Here is a 17414-nt window from a genome sequence, read left to right as displayed (position 1 = left end):
GACCCTCTGGGACGGGAGGCTGGTGGGCTCGCGGGTGCGTCAGGCGGCGATCTGCTCGCCGACGTAGCGCTGGAGATCCGCGACCGTGACGAGGTCGCGGGAGAACTCGTCCCCGATCTCGACGTCCAGGGCCGCCTCCACCTGGACGATGACGTCGATCAGCTTCAGCGAATCGATGTTCAGGTCCGACTTGAGCTCCTGCTCGGGCGCGATGGTGAAGGAGTCGGGAAGTTCGGCGACCTGCTTCAGGACCGCGGAGATCTGCTCTTCGACGTGGTTCGACACTGTTCCCCCAAGTTGTGTGACTTGCCGATCAAGGACGCTAACCCGGCCGTCCACGACTGTCAATGAATTCCAGGCGAACTCAGGGCTTTTTCCCGGCCACCCCCCGCGATCTGTACAGACGCGCAGCAGATGTCCAATTTGAGATCGCCGGGAATCACCTCCGCACGGATCCGGACAGCAGCATGTCAGCCAAATTAGCTCACTATTCGGACATGGCGAGATCCCTTCACCACCCCTTCTGACCTGCCCATACACGGATTCGCACGGATGTTCGGTGGCCCTTCTGTGGCCTGAGTCACATTGATCACGTTTAGCTCTGTGCGCTAGCGTCCAATTTCGTCAGTGCCAATGGCTCACAGGGGGAACTTTCTGCCATGCCCGTAGACCACTCGACTCTCTCTGCTCAGGGATACGACCGCTGGGATTTGCAAACCCATTTCGGAATTACTGAGCAGGACGAGAACTACAAGGCACTCAGGGCCGCGTACAACGACCTCCCGGAAGACCCGTACGCACCGGGTTCCGGGCGATACCGGCGATACGCCCGCGGCGTTTTCCTTCCGTGGTCCAAGGAATTCTTCTGGATGCCGGCCACGGAAAGCCAGGCCCGTGAGGGCATGAACGGCTACTACCAGGGCGACAACAACCCCGAGTACGTCGGCGTCACCCGGAACCTCCCCGCGATCAGCGACGAGGTCTGCGGCAACAAGCTGCTGCTGGACATGATCCAGTTCGACTTCTCGCAGACCCGCTGGAACGAGGACGACTCCGTCTGGCCGCTCTACGTCGGCGTCCACCTGATCAAGCTGCACATCGAGGACGACGAGCACGAGGCCGTCTCCTCCCCCAACGAGCTGCACCAGGACGGCGAGCCCTACGTCTTCGCCCACCTGATCTACCGCGACAACGCCGAGGGCGGCGCCAACCTGATCGCCACGCCCGAGTACCGCGGCAAGCAGCCCGAGGACGTCCCGCCGGCGGACCGGCTGGCCGAGTTCAACATGGAACGGCCGCTGGAGGCGTACGCCATCACGGACCACCTCGTCAGCCACTACGTGGGCCCCATCCGCAAGGGCAGCGAGCCCACCCCCGGTGAGCGGGCCATCCTGCTCGCCGACTGGGTTCCCATGCGTCACCGCATCTGATGGGCGCGCGCATGAACACCGTGCGGTACCGCCATGAGCGCCCGGTCGGCCCGGGGGCCGTCGAGGAGCTGCGCAAGGCCCTCGCCTTCCACCACCCCGACGTGACCGTGGAGGCGCTGGAGACCGGCGTCGAGGTCGTCCTGCACAGCGGCCCGTCCGAGCAGGAACTCGGCGAGATGGTCCGGCACTTCCTGCGCGGCCACCGCGAGGTCGCCACCACCGTCCTGGCCGAGCACCCCGGCCGGCCCGGCATCAGCTGCGGCCTTCCCGAGGACGACCGCATCCCCGCCGTCCGGGGCGCGTACCTCCAGGGGCCGGAGTGGACCAGGGCCATGGACACGGTCCGCCGGCTCTGCCACGAGCGGCTCGCCGAGGGCTTCGGCGCGCCGCTGCTCGCCGGCCCGGCGCAGATCTCCCGGGACGTCCTCGTACGGGCCGGGTACTACCAGAAGTTCCCCAATCTGGTGAACGCGGTCGCCCGGATCCGCGACGGTTACTGGGACGGCGTCACCGTGTCCCGGCTGAGAGCCGACCAGACGGCGGCACTGGACTCGTTCTACACACCGTCCGAGTCCGTCCTCACCCCTGTCACCTGCTACCACGTCTACGCCAACGCGGCCGAGCTGTCGGCCCGATACGGCACCGGCGTGTACGCCATCGACGGGCCGGTCTTCCGCCACGAGTCCCACAACCACAGCGCCACCCGGCTCGGCGAGTTCAGGATGTTCGAACTGGTCAGGCTCGGCAGCGCCGAGGAGGTCGCCGAATCCTACGAGCGGATGCTGAAGGCCTTCACCGCCTTCTTCACGGAGCTGGACGTGCCGCACCGCGTCGTCAGCGCCTCCGACGCCTTCTTCGGGGACGCCCCGACCATGACCCGCGAGGCCCAGCTCCTCAACAAGAGCAAGTTCGAGGTGCGGGTGCCCCTCGCCGACGGCGCGGAGCTCTCCGTCGCCAGCGTGAACGCGCACGGCGAGGTGTTCGCGGAGGCGTTCGGCCTGCGCCCGCTCGGGGCGGACGCCACCTGCTGCGCCGGAATCGGCCTGGACCGGCTGACGTACGCACTGCTGTCGTACGGGCTGCTCCCCGGCGGAACCGGCTGACCGTTCCGCGTACCGCTCACGCCACACCGGGTTTCCCGGCTTACGACCCATCGAGGAATACGTTCCATGGAAGACCTGACGAACACGGTCGACGAACTGCTCGAACAGCTCGCCGCCGCGCGGGACGTCCCCGCGGACGCCGAACCGTCACAGATCATCATCAGCTCCCTCGACCAGATGCGGTTCCTGGTCGGGCTGGAGGAGCGGCTCGACGTCATGCTGGACGTGGGCGACGTGCTGCCCTTCGACCTGTCGAGCCGCGAGGCGCTGATCAAGAGCGTCCAGGTCCTCCTCGCCGAGTCCGGGGTGGACCTGTGACCTGCGTCGCCCCCGGCCACGGAGGGCTCCCCCGGCACACCGGGGCCCTCCGGTGACCCGCACCGGCTCCCGTCGGCTGGACGTCGGCACCGTGCGCGAGGTCGTGCGCGTCTCGGTGCCGCTGATGTTCGGCATGGTCGGCAACCTGGTCCTGATGCTGGTCGACCGGATCTGCCTGGCCCGGTACTCGGAGGACACCCTGGCGGCCTCCGGACCCGCCGTCTTCACCGCCACCACGGTGATCATGGTGACGACGGGGGCCGTCGGCATCACCCGCTCCTACGTGGCGCAGGCCCACGGGCGCGACGACCACCGCGACGCGATGGACGAGGGCGCCAACGGATTCGTCCTGGCCCTGCTGCTGTCGGGGCTGCTGCTCGCCGCCACTCCGCTGCTCACCCGGGTGCCCGCCCTGAGCAGCCAGCCCGCGCACATCCAGGAGCTGGAGGCGCAGTTCCTCGCGCTGTCCCCGCTGTACGGGTCGGTCATGACCCTGAACATGGCGCTCGCCTCGTACTTCAACGGCATGGGCCGCACCAGGGTGCCGATGACCGTCGGCATCCTCGGCCAGGCCGTCGGCGTGCTGATGACCGTCGGCCTGGTCTTCGGCCGCTTCGGGCTGCCGGAGCTGGGCATGCGCGGCTCGGCGCTCGGCACGCTGAGCGCGGTGACCGTGATGTTCGTCGGGTACGCCGTCTGCCTGCCCAAGGGGTACGCCGCCGGCTTCGGCCGGCTGCTGCGCAAGGGCGTGCGAGGGGTCACGGCCGTGCTGTGGCTGCGGCTGCGGCGCGGGGCGCCCGCGGGCGGCTCGCTCAGCCTGGAGGAACTGGGGCAGACCGCGTTCGTGTGGCTGGCCGCCGTGCTCGGTTCGGTGGCGCTCGCGGCCAACAACGTCGCGCTCGCGCTGAACTACGCCGCCGTCATCCCGCTGATCGGCCTCGGCATGGGCTGCAACATCCTGGCCGGCAAGGCCGTCGGGGCCGGCCGCCACGGGGACGTGCCGCACATCATGCGGGTCACCCTGACCGTCAGCGGCGCCTACGTCGCCGTGGTCGCCTTCTTCCAGATCGTCACCCCGACGCTGCTGCTCGCCCCGTTCGGGCTGAACGGCGCCGACCCGGCCGTCACGGAGCACGCCGTCGACACCTCGCGGGTGCTGTGGACCTACGCCGCCACGTTCATGTTCTCCATGGTCGGCTCCGCCGTACTGGAGTGCCTGGGCCTGGCGAGGTTCGGATTCGTGGCGCGGGTGGTCCTCATGTGGTGCCTGTGTGTCCCCACCCTCATCGCGTTCGCCCTGCTCAACCGCGGTGACGCCGACCTGCTGCCCGTGATGTGGCTGATCTTCTCCTTCTTCGAGGGCGTGATGGCCGCCCTGTGCCTGTGGCGCATCAAGCGCGCCGTGGCCAACGAGGAGAACCGGCTCCACGCCGCCGGCACGGTCGAGCAGACCGCCTGACACACACCAGACGACGAAAGAGTGTGACCTTTCCCGTGAACGTACTCGTCCTCGGCAACGAGGAAGACTGCCGCGACTACCTGGACTACGCCCGGGGCCGGGGCTTCACCGTCCAGTTCCTCGCCCCGCCGAAACTCGCCGCCGACGACCGGGACAACTGGCGCGGCACCGTCGCCGACGCCGCCCGGCAGGCGGTGGACCTGTCGGCCGTCGACGACGTCGTCTCCTTCCACGACAGCTACCAGATCCAGCTGGAGCTGCTGCGCGCCGAACTCGGCCTGCCCTCCCGCGACATCGACACCCTGCTGTGCCTGGCCGACAAGACGCGGTTCAAGGCGCACCCGGCCGTGCGCGACCACATCACCCGCCACATCGAGCTGTCGCCGTCGATGAAGGCGCCCGAGGCGCTGGAGGCGGTGACGGCGGAGCTCACCTTCCCCGTCGTGCTCAAGCCGTCCAACGGCTTCTACAGCGCCGGTGTGGTCAAGGCCGACGGCCCGAAGGAGTTCGCCAAGGCGTTCCTCCAGACGAAGCGGGTGTGCACGGTCCTCCGGGACAGTTCCGGCGAGTCCCGGATGCTCGCCGAGGAGTACCTCGACGGCAACGAGTACGCCATCGACGGCATGGTCAGCCAGGGCCGCGTCATCCCGCTGCAGATCCACCGCAAGCTGCCGCCGCTGGTCGGCCCGCTGTTCCACGAGGTGGCGTACCTGACCGAGCCGTTCGACGCCGAGAAGGGCCGCGACTTCAGCACCCTGCTGAACAGCGTGGTCGCGGGTGTCGGCCTGGACAACTCGCCCTTCCACGCCGAGTTCCGCTTCGACGGCCGGGGCAGGCTGCGCATCCTCGAACTCGCGCCCCGCCTCTGCGGCGGCGGCACCACGACCTACCAGCAGCTGCGGATCTGCACCGGTCTCGACGCCTACGACCTGCTGCACCGCCTCGGCCGGGAGCCCATCGACCCCCAGCCCCTCCACCACCGCGTCGCGCTCGAGTTCGACGCCCCCATCGAGCGCAGCGGCTTCCTCCGCAACACCGCGCAGGCGGTCGACGTCTGCCGGAAGAACGACGTCACCACGGTCCACCTGCACCGTGAGGACGGCCAGTTCGTCCTGGCGCCGCCGCTGAACTTCGAGACGGTCCTCACCGCCTACTTCGCCCGCGACACCCGCGAAGAGGCGGAGGCGCTCCTGGACGTCCTGCTCACCGACTGCAAGATCGAGACCGAAACGGAGAAGTCGTCATGAGGCCGGAGATCAAGCGGGCCCAGCACACCATTCCCGTCGGAGCCAGCTCCCCGCTGCGCGCCTGCCGCAACGTGGACAGCGACCCGCTGGTCGTCGCGGAGGCCCACGGGCAGTACCTCCACGACATCGACGGCACCCGCTACGTCGACTTCATGTACGGCTTCGGGCCTCTGATTTTGGGTCACGCCCCCGAGCCCGTCGCCGCGGCCATCGGCCGCCAGGCCGCGAACGGCACGCTCTTCGGCACGTACTGCACGCAGGAGATCGAGCTCGCCGAGCGGATCACCGCGACCGCCGCCCACCTGGAGCAGCTGCGCTTCGTGTGCAGCGGCACCGAGGCCGTCATGTCCACCCTGCGGCTGGCCCGCGCCTACACGGGCCGCACCCGCATCCTGCGGTTCAACGGCGGCTACCACGGGCACTTCGACCTGGTCCAGAACAAGGACGAGGCGCGGATGCGCGACGCCGGCCTGGACCCGGCGGCCATGAGTTCCAACCTCTTCGCCGAGTACAACGACACCGCGAGCGTGGAGCGGGCCTTCGCCGAGAACCCTGGCGGGATCGCCGCCGTGGTCGTCGAGCCGATCGCGTGCAACATGTCGCTGGTGCTGCCCGAGGAGGGCTTCCTCGCCGACCTGCGCCGCATCTGCGACCGCGAGGGCGCCGTCCTGATCTTCGACGAGGTGATCACCGGCTTCCGGCTCACCTTCGGCCCGGCCAGCAACCTCCTCGGCGTCTCCCCGGACCTCACCGCCTTCGGCAAGATCATCGGTGGTGGCACGCCCGTCGGCGCCTTCGGCGGCCGCCGCGACATCATGCGGCTGCTCGACGAGGAGCGCGTCCTGCAGGGCGGCACCCTGGCCGGCAACCCGCTGACCATGGCGGCCGGCGCCGCCACGCTCGACGTGCTGTCGTCGGACGGCTTCTACGAGGAGCTGGAGCGCAAGGGCGCCCTGCTGCAGTCGGAGATCGAGAAGCACCGGGCCGCCAAGGGGCTGGACTTCACCTTCGCCCGCACCGGCAGCATCTTCGCGTTCCTCTTCGTCCCGCAAAGTGCGCCCGTCCGCCGCAAGGAGGACGTGGCGCGCCAGGCGCAGCAGCCGTACACCACCCTCTACCGGGGCATGCGCGAGGCCGGCTACCACCTCGCCCCGGACATCGAGGAACCGATGTACCTGTCCAGCGAGACCACGGACGAGACGATCCGGGACTTCGCGGCCCGAGCCGTGGAACTCCTGGCCACGGACGCGACCACCCCGGTGGCCGCCACCGCATGACACCGTGCGGGCCGCGCCGTGCACCGGCGCGGCCCGCCTCCCGTGACTCCAGCCGGGACTCGCGCCTGCCGCCACCACGCCGACGGGACCAAGGATGCTCAACGAGGACAGGACCCTCCCCCTTCTGCCCGCCCAAGAGGGCGTGCTGTTCGCAGAACAGGCCCACGGCCGGCCCGGCAGCCACAACCTGGCGCTCGCCCTCGGCCTGGGCGGCCCGCTCGACCGGGACGCTCTCCGCGCCGCCCTCCAGGCCCTGACCGCACGCCACGAGGCGCTGCGGGTGGGCATCGTCGAGCACGAGGGCCGGCAGGTGCAGCGGATCGCCGCCGCCGTGACGGTTCCCCTCGAGGAGGCCGAGCTCACCGCCCCCGACCGGGACACCGAGGACCAGCTGCTCGCCGAGCGGTTCACCGAGGCCCAGGACCGGCCGTTCCGGCTGGACCGGGCCCCGCTGCTGCGCGCCGTGCTGTTCCGGCTCGGCCCGGAGCGGCACGCCCTGCTGCTGGTCCTGCACCACGGCGTCGCCGACGGGACGTCCCTGGACGTCCTCGCCCGTGACCTGGAGACGCTGTACGAGGCGTTCGCCACGGGGCGGCCCGACCCCCTGGCGCCCCCGGCCCTGGGCTACGCGGAGCACGTCGGCGCGGCGCTGTCCGCGGCCGCGGGCCGCCGCCGGGAGCGGGCGCTCGCGCACTGGCGCGCCGAACTCGACGGCGCCCCGGCCACCCTGGACCTGCCCATGGCGCGGCTGACCGGGACCACCGCCCGGCACGCCGCCACGCACCGCCGTGACCTGCCCGCCGCCACGGTGGCCGGACTGCGCAAGCTGGCCGGGGAGCACCGCGCCACGCTGTTCTCCGTCCTGGCCGCCGGCGCCTTCGCCCTCTTCTCCCGCTACACCGGCGAGCCCGACCTCGTCCTCGGCGTCCCGCTCTCGACGCGGCTCGCGCCCGGCTCGGAGGAGGTGGTGGGCCTGGCCGTCAACACCATGCCGCTGCGGGTGGAGCACGACCCGGACGAGGGCTTCCTGCCGCTGCTGGGCCGGGTCCAGGGCCGCACCCTGCAGGCCATGCGCCACAACAGCGTGCCCTTCCACGAACTCGTGCAGGACCTCAACCCGCCCCGGTCGCCGGGCCGCCAGCCCGTCTTCCAGCTGGGTCTGAACCACGTCACGGCCGACCCCGCTCCCGCCACCCGGGCCGGTGTCCTCGTCGAGCGCCTGCCCGTCGCCAACGCGACGGCCGCGTTCGAGCTGATGCTGACCTTCGTCGAGGGCGACGAGGACGCGTGGGTGTACGCCGAGTACGACACCGGCCGCTTCGCCGCCGACGCCGTCCACACCCTCACCGACCACCTGGCGAACCTGCTGGGCGCCGTCGCCGCCGACCCCGCCACGCCGCTGCGCGACCTCGAGCTGCTGGACGCCGGCGAACGCGCCCGGGTCCTGCACGGCTGGAACGACACCGCCGCCCCGCTGTCCGACGACAGCATCCCGGCGCTGTTCGCCCGGCAGGCCGGCCGGCACGCGAGCGCCACCGCCGTCGTGCACGGCGGCGACCGCCTCACCTACCGGGAGCTCGACGCGCGGTCCGGCCGGCTGGCCCGCCTGCTCACCGCCCACGGCGTGCGCGAGGGCACCTTCGTCGGCATCTCCCTGCCGCGGGGCGCGGACATGGTCGTGGCGGTGCTGGCCGTGCTGAAGACGGGCGCCGCGTACGTCCCCCTCGATCCGGCCTACCCGGCGGACCGGCTGGCCTTCATGGTGGAGGACGCCCGGCCGGCCCTCGTCGTCACCGCCTCGGCGGTGGCCGGGGCCCTGCCCGCCGGCGACGGGGCGCCGCCCCTCCTCGTCCTGGACGACCCCGCGGTTCGGGCCGGGGCCGAGGCGCTCCCCGACGACGCCTTCCGGCACGACGTCCCGGCGGACGGCACCGCCTACGTGATCTACACCTCCGGCTCCACCGGCCGCCCCAAGGGCGTCGTCGTCACCCACCGCAACGTCGTCAACCTCGCGGCCTGGGCCGGGGAGACCTTCGGTGCCGGACTGGACCGGGTCCTCGCCGCCACCTCCCTGAACTTCGACGTCTCCGTCTTCGAGATCCTCGGCCCGTTGCTCAACGGCGGCAGCATCGAGGTCGTCCGGGACCTGCTGGAGATCGGCGAACGCGGCAGCTGGCACGGGACCCTGGTGAGCGGGGTGCCCTCCGTCCTCGCCCGGCTGATCGCCGACGGCGGGCCGGACCTGCGCGCCGGGCACCTCGTCCTGGCCGGGGAGGCCCTGACGCCGCGGGTGGCCGCCCAGCTGCGCGCGGCCGTGCCCGGGGCCCGGCTGGTCAACGCGTACGGCCCGACCGAGGCCACGGTGTACGCCAGCTCCTCGGCCGCGGACGACCCCGGCGGCGACGGCGCGCCGCCCATCGGCCGCCCGCTGCGCAACACCCGGCTGTACGTCCTCGACGACCGGATGCGCCCCGTGCCCACCGGGGTGCCCGGGGAGCTGTACATCGGCGGCGCGGGGCTCGCCCAGGGCTACCTGAACCGGCCGGAGCTGACCGAGGAGAGGTTCGTACCGGATCCGTTCGGGGCCGCGGGCAGCCGCCTGTACCGCTCCGGCGACGTCGTGCTGCGCCGCCCGGACGGGCAGCTGGAGTACCTCGGCCGCGCCGACGACCAGGTGAAGCTGCGTGGCTTCCGCGTGGAGCCCGGGGAGATCGAGGCCGTGCTGGCCGGGCAGCCCGAGGTCGCCCAGGCCGTCGTCGTCGTCCACGTGGACGGCCTCGGCGAGCGCCGGCTCGTGGGGTACGTGACACCCGCGCCCGGTGCCGTGCCCGACCCGGCGCGGCTGCGCGCGGCGGCCGCGCGCGCCCTGCCCGAGTACATGGTCCCCACCGTCGTCACGCTGGACGAACTGCCCCTGTCGCCCAGCGGGAAGCTGGACCGCGGCCGCCTCCCCGACCCGGGGTTCCGGACGTCCGCGGGCCGGCCGCCCGAGACGCCCGAGGAGCGGAGCCTGGCCGCGCTCTTCGCCGACATGCTCGGCGTGGCGGAGGTGTCCGCGGCGGACGGCTTCTTCGACCTGGGCGGCCATTCGCTGCTGGCGATCCGCCTCGTCCGCCGGATCCGCGAGGCGACCGGGGCGGAGCTCACCGTCCGGGACGTCTTCGAGACCCCGACGGTCCAGGGACTGGCCCAGCGGCTGGGCCGCGGCGCCCGGGCCGGATCCGGCGGTGACTTCGGTGTCCTGCTGCCCCTGCGCCGCACCGGTTCCCAGCCGCCGCTGTTCTGCGTCCACCCGGGCTTCGCCCTGGGCTGGAGCTACGCGGCGCTGATGCGCCGGCTCGACGCCGACCAGCCGGTCTACGGCCTCCAGGCGCGGGGTGTCGGCGCCGAGGAGGAGCTGCCGGCCACGTTCGACGAGCTGGCCGCGGACTACCTGGAGCACATCCGGTCCGTGCAGCCGCACGGCCCGTACCGGCTGCTCGGCTGGTCCTTCGGCGGGCTGGTCGTCCACGCCCTGGCCACCCGCCTCCAGGCGGAGGGCGAGGAGGTCCAGCTGCTGGCCATGCTGGACACGGTGATGGTCGGCACCGACGAGGAGCTCGAGCCCGGGGAGCAGCGGCGGCTCATCGAGACCGAGACCGCCGCCGTACGGCAGGTCGTGCCCGACGAGGACCGGTTGCTGCGCGTGGTGGAGAACCTCATCCGGGTGCGTTCCCTCTTCCGGCCCGGGCGGTTCGAGGGGGACGTGCTGCACTTCACCGCCGCCGAGGAGCCCGGGCGTACCGACTCCGTCAGCGACCCGTGGCGGCCGTACGTCGCCGGTCGGGTGGAGGAGCACCGCATCGCCTGCTCCCACCTGCAGATGATGGACGCCCGGCCCGCCCAGGAGATCGGCGACCTGCTGGCCAAGACCCTGGCCCGCTTCCGCGCGCCGGACGCGTCCGGCTCCGTGTCCTGACCCTGTGCCGCGGCGTGCTCGACCTGCCCGACCGCACGACCCGTTCGACCTGTACGACCCGCTCGACCGCACGACCCGCACGGCCCGTACCGCCCCTTTCCGTGGACCGCCCGGTCCGGTCCCGCCGCGACCGGGCGGCCGTTCGTACCGCCCCACCGCACGAAGGACTTCTCATGCCCCGTACTGCCCTGGTACTCGGCGGCAACCGCGGCATCGGCCTGGCCGTCGCCCGCCGGCTGGCCGACCGCGGTGACCGGGTCGCCGTCAGCCACCGCACCGGCGAACCCCCCGAGGGGCTGTTCGGCGTGCGGTGCGACGTCACCGACCCCGAGGCGGTGACCGCCGCCTACGCCCGGGTGAAGGAGGAGCTCGGCCCGGTGGAGGTCCTCGTCGTCAACGCGGGCATCACCCGGGACCGGCTGTTCGTGTCGATGACGCGGGAGGATTTCGAGGCACCGCTGCACACCAACCTCGTCAGCACCCTCCACACCGTCAAGCCCGCCCTGCGCGGCATGATGCGCGCCCGCTGGGGGCGGATCGTCCTGGTCTCCTCGACCGTGGCGCTGTCCGGGGCGGTGGGCCAGACGAACTACGCGGCCTCCAAGGCCGGGCTCATCGGCTTCGGCCGCTCCCTCGCGCTGGAGGTCGCCCGGCACGGCATCACGGTCAACGTCGTGGCCCCCGGCTACACCGACACCGACATGGTGGCCGCGATGCCGGAGGCCGAGCGCACGTCCCTCCTCGCCACGGTGCCGATGGGCCGGATGGCCGCCCCCGAGGAGGTCGCCGGCGCCGTGGCGTACCTGACCGGCGAGGACGCGGGCTACGTCACCGGCACCGTCCTCCAGGTCGACGGGGGCGTCGCCATGGGCCACTGACCCGGCACGGGCACCACTCACGACCACACGACCGGCCCGGACGGCCATACGAGGGGGAACAAGCAGTGCTCACGGGGCTGCCGCGCGTGCGCGGTACAGGCACCGGCGCGGTCACGCGCCCGACGACGGTCCAGGTCGCGATCCGGCCCACCCGTGACGTCCTGCCCCTCCTCGACGCGGTGCGACTGGCCCCGTACGAAGAGGCCCGGGCGGCCCGTCTCGCCCCCGGGCCCCGCCGCGACGACTTCCTGGCGGCGCACGTCCTGGTCCGGCTGTGCGCGGCCCGCTCCACCGGCGAGCCCCTGTCGTCCCTGGTCATCGGCCAGCGCTGCGAGGACTGCGGCGGCGACGACCACGGGCGGCCGTACCTGCCCGGCCGGCCCGGCACCGGCGTCAGCCTCTCGCACGCCGAGGGCGTCGTCGCGGCCGCCGCGGGCCCCGGCCCGGTGGGCGTCGACGTCGAGGCCGTCCCCCCGGGCGCGCCGGACGCCAGGCTCCTCGCCCGGGTGCTGGCGCCGCCCGAGATCGCCGCCGTCCGCGCCGCGCCCGACCCCATGCCCGCCTTCCTCCGCCACTGGGTGCGCAAGGAGGCGCTGGTGAAGGTGGGGGCCGCGACCCTGGGGACGCTGCGCCGGCTGGACCTCACCGACCCCGCGACGACCTCCGGGCTGCGGCTGCACGACTGGACGAGCCCCGACGGCCGCCTCCTGGCCGCCGTGGCCACCGGCGAGCCGTCGTCCCCCGGCCCCGGCGGCGACCCCGTCTTCGACCCTCCGCCCGCATCCGGCGGCGGCACCACCCCTTTGCCACTTCCTCACCAGGAGCAGTACCGATGACCACGAATCAGTCCGCCGCACCGTCACGGACCCGCACGGCGACCCCGCGCCGGTTCCTGATGTGCCCCCCGCGCCACTTCGACGTCACCTACTCCATCAACCCGTGGATGCAGCCCAGCAAGCCCACGGACGGGGCGCTCGCCCTGCGGCAGTGGGAAGGGCTGCGCGACCTGTACCGGGAGCTCGGCCACACCGTGCACGAGATAGACCCGCTGGAGGGTCTGCCCGACATGGTCTTCGCGGCGAACGGCGCGACCGTGGTCGACGGGAAGGTGTTCGGCGCGCGCTTCCGGCACGCGGAGCGCACCGCCGAGGGCCCGGCCTACCTGGCCTGGTTCCAGCGCCAGGGGTACGAGGAGCTGTACTGGCCCGAGCACATCAACGAGGGCGAGGGCGACTACCTGGTCGTCGGGCGGCGCATCCTGGCGGGGACGGGCTTCCGCACGGACCAGCGCTCGCACTTCGAGGCGCAGGAGTTCTTCGGGCTGCCCGTCACCACCCTCCAGCTCGTCAACCCGTCGCACTACCACCTGGACACCGCCCTGTCGGTGCTCTCGGACGACGAGGTGATGTACTACCCGGCCGCGTTCTCCGAAGGCAGCCAGGCCGTCCTGCGCGAGCTGTTCCCCGACGCCGTGCTCGCCTCGGCCGAGGACGCGGCCGTGTTCGGGCTGAACGCGCTCTCGGACGGCCGGCACGTCCTGCTGCCCAAGGCCGCCACCGGGCTGGCCGCGCAGCTGTCGGCCCGCGGCTTCGAGCCGATCGGCGTGGAACTGACGGAACTTCTCAAGGCAGGCGGCAGCGTGAAGTGCTGCACGCTCGAACTGCGGGGGTGAACGCGATGACGGACAGCCACATCGTGGAGCGGTACGACGGCACGGCGGTCAACTGCCTGACGGGCAGTTACTCGGTGCTCTCGGGGATGGTCGGCCGTCCCGTCGAGGAACAGGTCGTCTTCGAGCGCGGCGACGGGTTCCTCTTCCAGGCGGGCCTCGACGAGTCCGGCTATCCGGAGTACATCTTCCCGGTCGAGGAGGCCGGTGCCCTGGGCATGACGCGCTCGGGCTTCACCGTGCACAAGGAGCCGGTGGACTTCGGCGCACCCGGGCCGCAACTGGCCGCGCTGCTGGAGAAGTTCGGCGGCGTGATCGTGTGGGTCAACACGGCGCACCTCGGCTACGCCGCGGTGTACCGCGACAACGCGCCCTATCTGCACGCCGTCGTGGTCGAGTCGATCACGGCCGACCACGGCCATGTGCAGGTGCGCGACAGTCTCGTCGTGGACATGAAGCCGTTCAGCTGCCGTGCCGTCCTCACGCTGGACGACCTCGGCCGGGCCGCGGCCGACCGCATCCGCAGCGACGCCCACGACGCCATGGGCTTCTTCTACGCCGTGTCGGACTCCCGCACCGCGGCGCCCGCGGCGGGCGAGGGCGGTACGGACGCGGGTGCGGGGCTGGGCGGCGCCCTGGCGCGTCAGGCCGAGCGCTTCTTCGCCGAGCCCCGGTTCCGGGGCGCGATTCGCCGCTACCAGGAGCTGTGCGAGGAGTGCTTCGACGCCGGCGGTGAGCGTGCCGCCCGCGGCGCCCGCCGCCTGTTCCACCACGCCTCGGTCCTGTACGCGGTGCCCAGCCTCACCCTGATGGGCCGCTCCCTGCGGGCCGCGGGCGCCTCGGAGGCCACGCTCGCGGTGCACGAGGAGGCCCTGCGTCACTGGGAGGCCATGGGCGTGCTCGCCCTGCGCTACGAGGCGACGTCCGCGCCGTCCGTGCGGACCCGGATGGCGAAGCGGTTCGACCAGCTGGAGGAGACGACCGTGGCGCTGTGGCGCTCCGTGGCCCAGGACTGGCCGGCGGCCGGGGCGACGGGCTGAGCTCCGGAGCGGGCCGCCGCCCGGCGGTCCGCTCCACCTGCTTGCGCTGTGCGCCGCCCGGCGGGCGACGGGCGGCGGCCCGGGGGCTCCTTCCTGGAGCATCCGGGCCACCGGGCCGAGCCCCCGAGGCCTGGCCCCGGCCCCGCGAGGGGGCCGGTCGCCGTCACGCCGCGGCCGTGACCGGGACCTCCGCCGTCGCCGGGGACAGGGCGAGCTCCAGGACCTGGCGGACGTCCGTGACCGGGTGGACCTCCAGCTTCTCCAGGATCTCGGCCGGGACGTCGTCCAGGTCGGCCTCGTTCCGCTTCGGGATGATCACCGTCGTGATCCCGGCGCGGTGCGCGGCGAGCAGCTTCTGCTTGACGCCGCCGATGGGCAGCACGCGGCCCGTCAGCGACACCTCGCCCGTCATCGCCACGTCCGTACGGACCAGGCGGCCGCTCAGCAGCGACGCGAGCGCCGTCGTCATCGTGATGCCGGCGCTCGGGCCGTCCTTCGGGACCGCGCCCGCCGGGAAGTGGATGTGCACGCCCCGGTCCTTCAGTCCGGTGACCGGCAGCTCCAGTTCGGCGCCGTGCGAGCGCAGGAAGCTCAGCGCGATCTGCGCCGACTCCTTCATCACGTCACCGAGCTGGCCGGTGAGGGTCAGGCCCGCCGCGCCCGTCTCCGGATCGGCCAGCGACGCCTCGACGAACAGGACGTCCCCGCCCGCGCCGGTGACCGCGAGCCCGGTCGCCACGCCCGGCACGGCGGTGCGCCGCTCGGCCGGGTCCTGGGCGGACTCGGGCACGTGGTGCGGCCGGCCGATGAGGCCGCGCAGGTCGGCATCGGTGATGGTGAACGGCAGCTCCCGCTCCCCCAGTTCGTGCTTGGCCGCGACCTTCCGCAGCAGCCGTGCGATGGACCGCTCCAGGGTGCGCACGCCCGCCTCGCGCGTGTACTCGCCCGCGAGCTTGCGCAGCGCCGACTCGTCGAGCGTCACCTCGCCGCTCTCCAGGCCCGCGCGCTCCAGCTGGCGCGGCACGAGGTGGTCGCGGGCGATGACGACCTTCTCGTCCTCGGTGTAGCCGTCCAGGCGGACGATCTCCATACGGTCGGCCAGCGCCTCCGGGATGGCTTCCAGGACGTTGGCGGTGGCGAGGAAGACGACGTCCGACAGGTCGAGTTCGACCTCCAGGTAATGGTCGCGGAAGGTGTGGTTCTGCGCCGGGTCGAGCACTTCCAGGAGCGCCGCCGCCGGGTCGCCCCGGAAGTCGGAGCCGACCTTGTCGATCTCGTCGAGCAGGACCACCGGGTTCATGGACCCGGCCTCCTTGATGGCCCGTACGATCCGCCCCGGCATCGCGCCCACGTAGGTACGCCGGTGCCCCCGGATCTCCGCCTCGTCGCGTACGCCGCCGAGGGCGACCCGGACGAACGCACGGCCCATCGCGTGCGCGACCGACTCGCCGAGCGACGTCTTGCCGACGCCGGGCGGGCCGACCAGGGCGAGGACCGCGCCGCCGCGCCGCCCGCCCACGACGCCCAGGCCGCGGTCGGCGCGCCGCTTGCGCACCGCCAGGTACTCGGTGATGCGCTCCTTCACGTCCTCCAGCCCGGCGTGCTCGGCGTCGAGGACCTCCCTGGCGCCCTTGATGTCGTACCGGTCCTCGGTGCGCTCGCTCCACGGCATCTCCAGGACCGTGTCGAGCCAGGTGCGGATCCAGGCCGTCTCGGGGTTCTGGTCGCTGGACCGCTCCAGCTTGTCGACCTCCTTGAAGGCGGCTTCCCGCACCTTGTCCGGCAGGTCGGTGGCCTCGACGCGGGCCCGGTAGTCGTCGGACTCCTCGCCCTCCTTGTCGCCGTTGAGCTCGCGCAGCTCCTTGCGCACGGCTTCGAGCTGGCGGCGCAGCAGGAACTCGCGCTGCTGCTTGTCGACGCCCTCCTGGACGTCCTTGGCGATGGACTCGGCGACATCCTGCTCGGCGAGGTGGTCGCGGAGCTGCTCGGTGGCGAGCCTGAGCCGGGCGACCGGGTCATCGGTCTCGAGCAGCTCGACCTTCTGGGCGGTGGTCAGGAAGGGCGAGTAGCCGGAGTTGTCGGCGAGCGCGGCGACGCCGTCGATCTGCTGGACGCGGTCCACGACCTGCCAGGCGCCGCGCTTCTTCAGCCAGCTGGTGGCGAGGGCCTTGTACTCCTTCACCAGCTCGGTGACCGCGCCGGGCAGCGGGTCGGGGACCGTCTCCTCGACCCGGGAGCCCTCGACCCACAGGGCCGCGCCCGGGCCGGTCGTCCCGGCGCCGATCCTGACGCGGTGGCGGCCGCGGATGAGCGCGCCGGGGTCGCCGTCGGAGAGCCGGCCGACCTGCTCCACGGTTCCGAGGACGCCGGTGCCGGCGTACGTCCCGTCGATGCGCGGCACCAGCAGCACCTGCGGCTTGCCCTTGCCGTCCCCACCCGCGCGGGCCGCCGCCTGGGCCGCCTCCACGGCGGCGCGCACCTCGCTGTCGGACAGGTCCAGGGGCACCACCATCCCCGGCAGGACGACCTCGCCGTCGAGCGGCAGCACGGGCAGGGTGAGCGGTGTGGACGTCGAAGCCATGATCTCCCCTTCGGCAGTCAAGTTGAGCTGTACTGGCTCAATGCTCATGAGCTGCCGAGTGTTCCCGGAGTCGCGTTCGCTCTCAGCGATCACCTCCCTCCGCCCCGAGCCGCGCCTGGGAGCAGCACTTACCTACCTGCACATAGGTATGCGACGCCGAGCCGACGGTGTGTCACCCGAACGCACAGGGGCAGCCGAGGACACGCAGGTGCCACCGGAAGCCGTCATCCCTGATGGCCCGTCAAGAGCTCGGCGTCCTCGAGGCGACCGCCGTCTCCGTCGTTTCGCCCGCCGAACCCGACCGCGCGGGCCTCTTCACGCTCACCGCACAGGGCGCCTGGCAGCGGTCGCCGGAGCACCGGGCCTGACCGCGTTCGAGGGCGCGGCCGGTCCGCGGGGGCACCTGCTCCGGCGGGTGCTCCTGGGCCTGCGACGGCGGCCCGAGCCGGGCCGG

Annotated in this window: 14 protein-coding genes; 12 read left to right on the top strand and 2 right to left on the bottom strand. The window is 72.5% G+C overall.

Annotation, left to right across the window (positions count from 1 at the left end; all coding sequences use genetic code 11):
* Positions 1-39: 39 nt before the first annotated feature.
* Positions 40-285 (bottom strand): acyl carrier protein, encoded by a 246-nt coding sequence (locus IH00_RS42865; protein WP_031076963.1) that lies wholly within the window; start codon positions 283-285, stop codon positions 40-42.
* 374 nt (positions 286-659) lie between these two features.
* Here IH00_RS42865 and IH00_RS0124140 point away from each other — a divergent pair, with 374 nt between their 5' ends.
* The 11 genes from IH00_RS0124140 to IH00_RS0124090 all read left to right on the top strand — a co-directional run bounded on the left by IH00_RS0124140 (position 660) and on the right by IH00_RS0124090 (position 14379).
* On the top strand, positions 660-1430 hold the full coding sequence (locus IH00_RS0124140) for a 2OG-Fe dioxygenase family protein (protein ID WP_031076961.1): 771 nt from the start codon (positions 660-662) through the stop codon (positions 1428-1430).
* 11 nt (positions 1431-1441) lie between these two features.
* A complete protein-coding gene (locus IH00_RS0124135; RefSeq protein ID WP_158827914.1) occupies positions 1442-2533 on the top strand; it encodes a class-II aminoacyl-tRNA synthetase family protein in 1092 nt (363 codons plus the stop codon).
* Between the two features lie 66 nt (positions 2534-2599).
* On the top strand, positions 2600-2851 hold the full coding sequence (locus IH00_RS0124130) for a hypothetical protein (RefSeq protein ID WP_031076957.1): 252 nt from the start codon (positions 2600-2602) through the stop codon (positions 2849-2851).
* A gap of 52 nt (positions 2852-2903) precedes the next feature.
* Positions 2904-4310, top strand: coding sequence for an MATE family efflux transporter (locus IH00_RS0124125; RefSeq protein WP_199819803.1), 1407 nt, complete (start codon positions 2904-2906; stop codon positions 4308-4310).
* Between the two features lie 35 nt (positions 4311-4345).
* On the top strand, positions 4346-5557 hold the full coding sequence (locus IH00_RS0124120; RefSeq protein WP_158827912.1) for an ATP-grasp domain-containing protein: 1212 nt from the start codon (positions 4346-4348) through the stop codon (positions 5555-5557).
* The gene (locus IH00_RS0124115; RefSeq protein WP_031076952.1) at positions 5554-6834 is read left to right on the top strand and encodes an aspartate aminotransferase family protein; all 1281 of its coding nucleotides are present in this window, start codon (positions 5554-5556) and stop codon (positions 6832-6834) included. The genes IH00_RS0124120 and IH00_RS0124115 overlap by 4 nt, the downstream gene beginning before the upstream one ends.
* A gap of 94 nt (positions 6835-6928) precedes the next feature.
* Positions 6929-10792: a non-ribosomal peptide synthetase gene (locus tag IH00_RS0124110; RefSeq protein WP_052411598.1), complete on the top strand. Its 3864-nt coding sequence runs from the start codon at positions 6929-6931 to the stop codon at positions 10790-10792.
* Positions 10793-10965: 173 nt separating this feature from the next.
* Entirely contained in the window at positions 10966-11670 is a 705-nt protein-coding gene (fabG, locus tag IH00_RS0124105) for a 3-oxoacyl-ACP reductase FabG (protein ID WP_031076948.1), read from the top strand.
* 86 nt (positions 11671-11756) lie between these two features.
* On the top strand, positions 11757-12506 hold the full coding sequence (locus tag IH00_RS37635; protein ID WP_158827910.1) for a 4'-phosphopantetheinyl transferase family protein: 750 nt from the start codon (positions 11757-11759) through the stop codon (positions 12504-12506).
* Entirely contained in the window at positions 12503-13342 is an 840-nt protein-coding gene (gene ddaH, locus IH00_RS0124095) for a dimethylargininase (protein WP_031076945.1), read from the top strand. The genes IH00_RS37635 and ddaH overlap by 4 nt, the downstream gene beginning before the upstream one ends.
* Positions 13343-13347: 5 nt before the next feature.
* Positions 13348-14379, top strand: coding sequence for a hypothetical protein (locus tag IH00_RS0124090; protein ID WP_158827908.1), 1032 nt, complete (start codon positions 13348-13350; stop codon positions 14377-14379).
* A gap of 163 nt (positions 14380-14542) precedes the next feature.
* Here the strand turns inward: IH00_RS0124090 and lon are convergent, their stop codons facing one another.
* On the bottom strand, positions 14543-16960 hold the full coding sequence (gene lon / locus IH00_RS0124085; protein WP_031076942.1) for an endopeptidase La: 2418 nt from the start codon (positions 16958-16960) through the stop codon (positions 14543-14545).
* 233 nt (positions 16961-17193) lie between these two features.
* On the opposite strand from lon, the gene IH00_RS45090 reads away from it, so the two are divergent.
* Positions 17194-17328, top strand: a complete 135-nt coding sequence (locus IH00_RS45090) for a hypothetical protein (protein ID WP_267882595.1) — start codon at positions 17194-17196, stop codon at positions 17326-17328.
* The last annotated feature ends 86 nt before the right edge of the window (positions 17329-17414 follow it).

The organism is Streptomyces sp. NRRL S-118, from assembly GCF_000716335.1.
Classification (GTDB): Bacteria; Actinomycetota; Actinomycetes; order Streptomycetales; family Streptomycetaceae; genus Streptomyces.
This window is presented reverse-complemented; position numbering and strand designations above follow the sequence as displayed.

Excerpts from the sequence above, each read along its gene's own strand:
- IH00_RS0124140 (WP_031076961.1), top strand. The coding sequence starts at position 660 with ATGCCCGTAGACCACTCGACTCTCTCTGCTCAGGGATACGACCGCTGG.
- IH00_RS0124135 (WP_158827914.1), top strand. The coding sequence starts at position 1,442 with ATGAACACCGTGCGGTACCGCCATGAGCGCCCGGTCGGCCCGGGGGCC.
- IH00_RS0124130 (WP_031076957.1), top strand. The coding sequence starts at position 2,600 with ATGGAAGACCTGACGAACACGGTCGACGAACTGCTCGAACAGCTCGCC.
- IH00_RS0124115 (WP_031076952.1), top strand. The coding sequence starts at position 5,554 with ATGAGGCCGGAGATCAAGCGGGCCCAGCACACCATTCCCGTCGGAGCC.
- IH00_RS0124110 (WP_052411598.1), top strand. The coding sequence starts at position 6,929 with ATGCTCAACGAGGACAGGACCCTCCCCCTTCTGCCCGCCCAAGAGGGC.
- fabG (WP_031076948.1), top strand. The coding sequence starts at position 10,966 with ATGCCCCGTACTGCCCTGGTACTCGGCGGCAACCGCGGCATCGGCCTG.
- ddaH (WP_031076945.1), top strand. The coding sequence starts at position 12,503 with ATGACCACGAATCAGTCCGCCGCACCGTCACGGACCCGCACGGCGACC.
- IH00_RS0124090 (WP_158827908.1), top strand. The coding sequence starts at position 13,348 with ATGACGGACAGCCACATCGTGGAGCGGTACGACGGCACGGCGGTCAAC.
- lon (WP_031076942.1), bottom strand. The coding sequence starts at position 16,960 with ATGGCTTCGACGTCCACACCGCTCACCCTGCCCGTGCTGCCGCTCGAC.
- IH00_RS45090 (WP_267882595.1), top strand. The coding sequence starts at position 17,194 with ATGGCCCGTCAAGAGCTCGGCGTCCTCGAGGCGACCGCCGTCTCCGTC.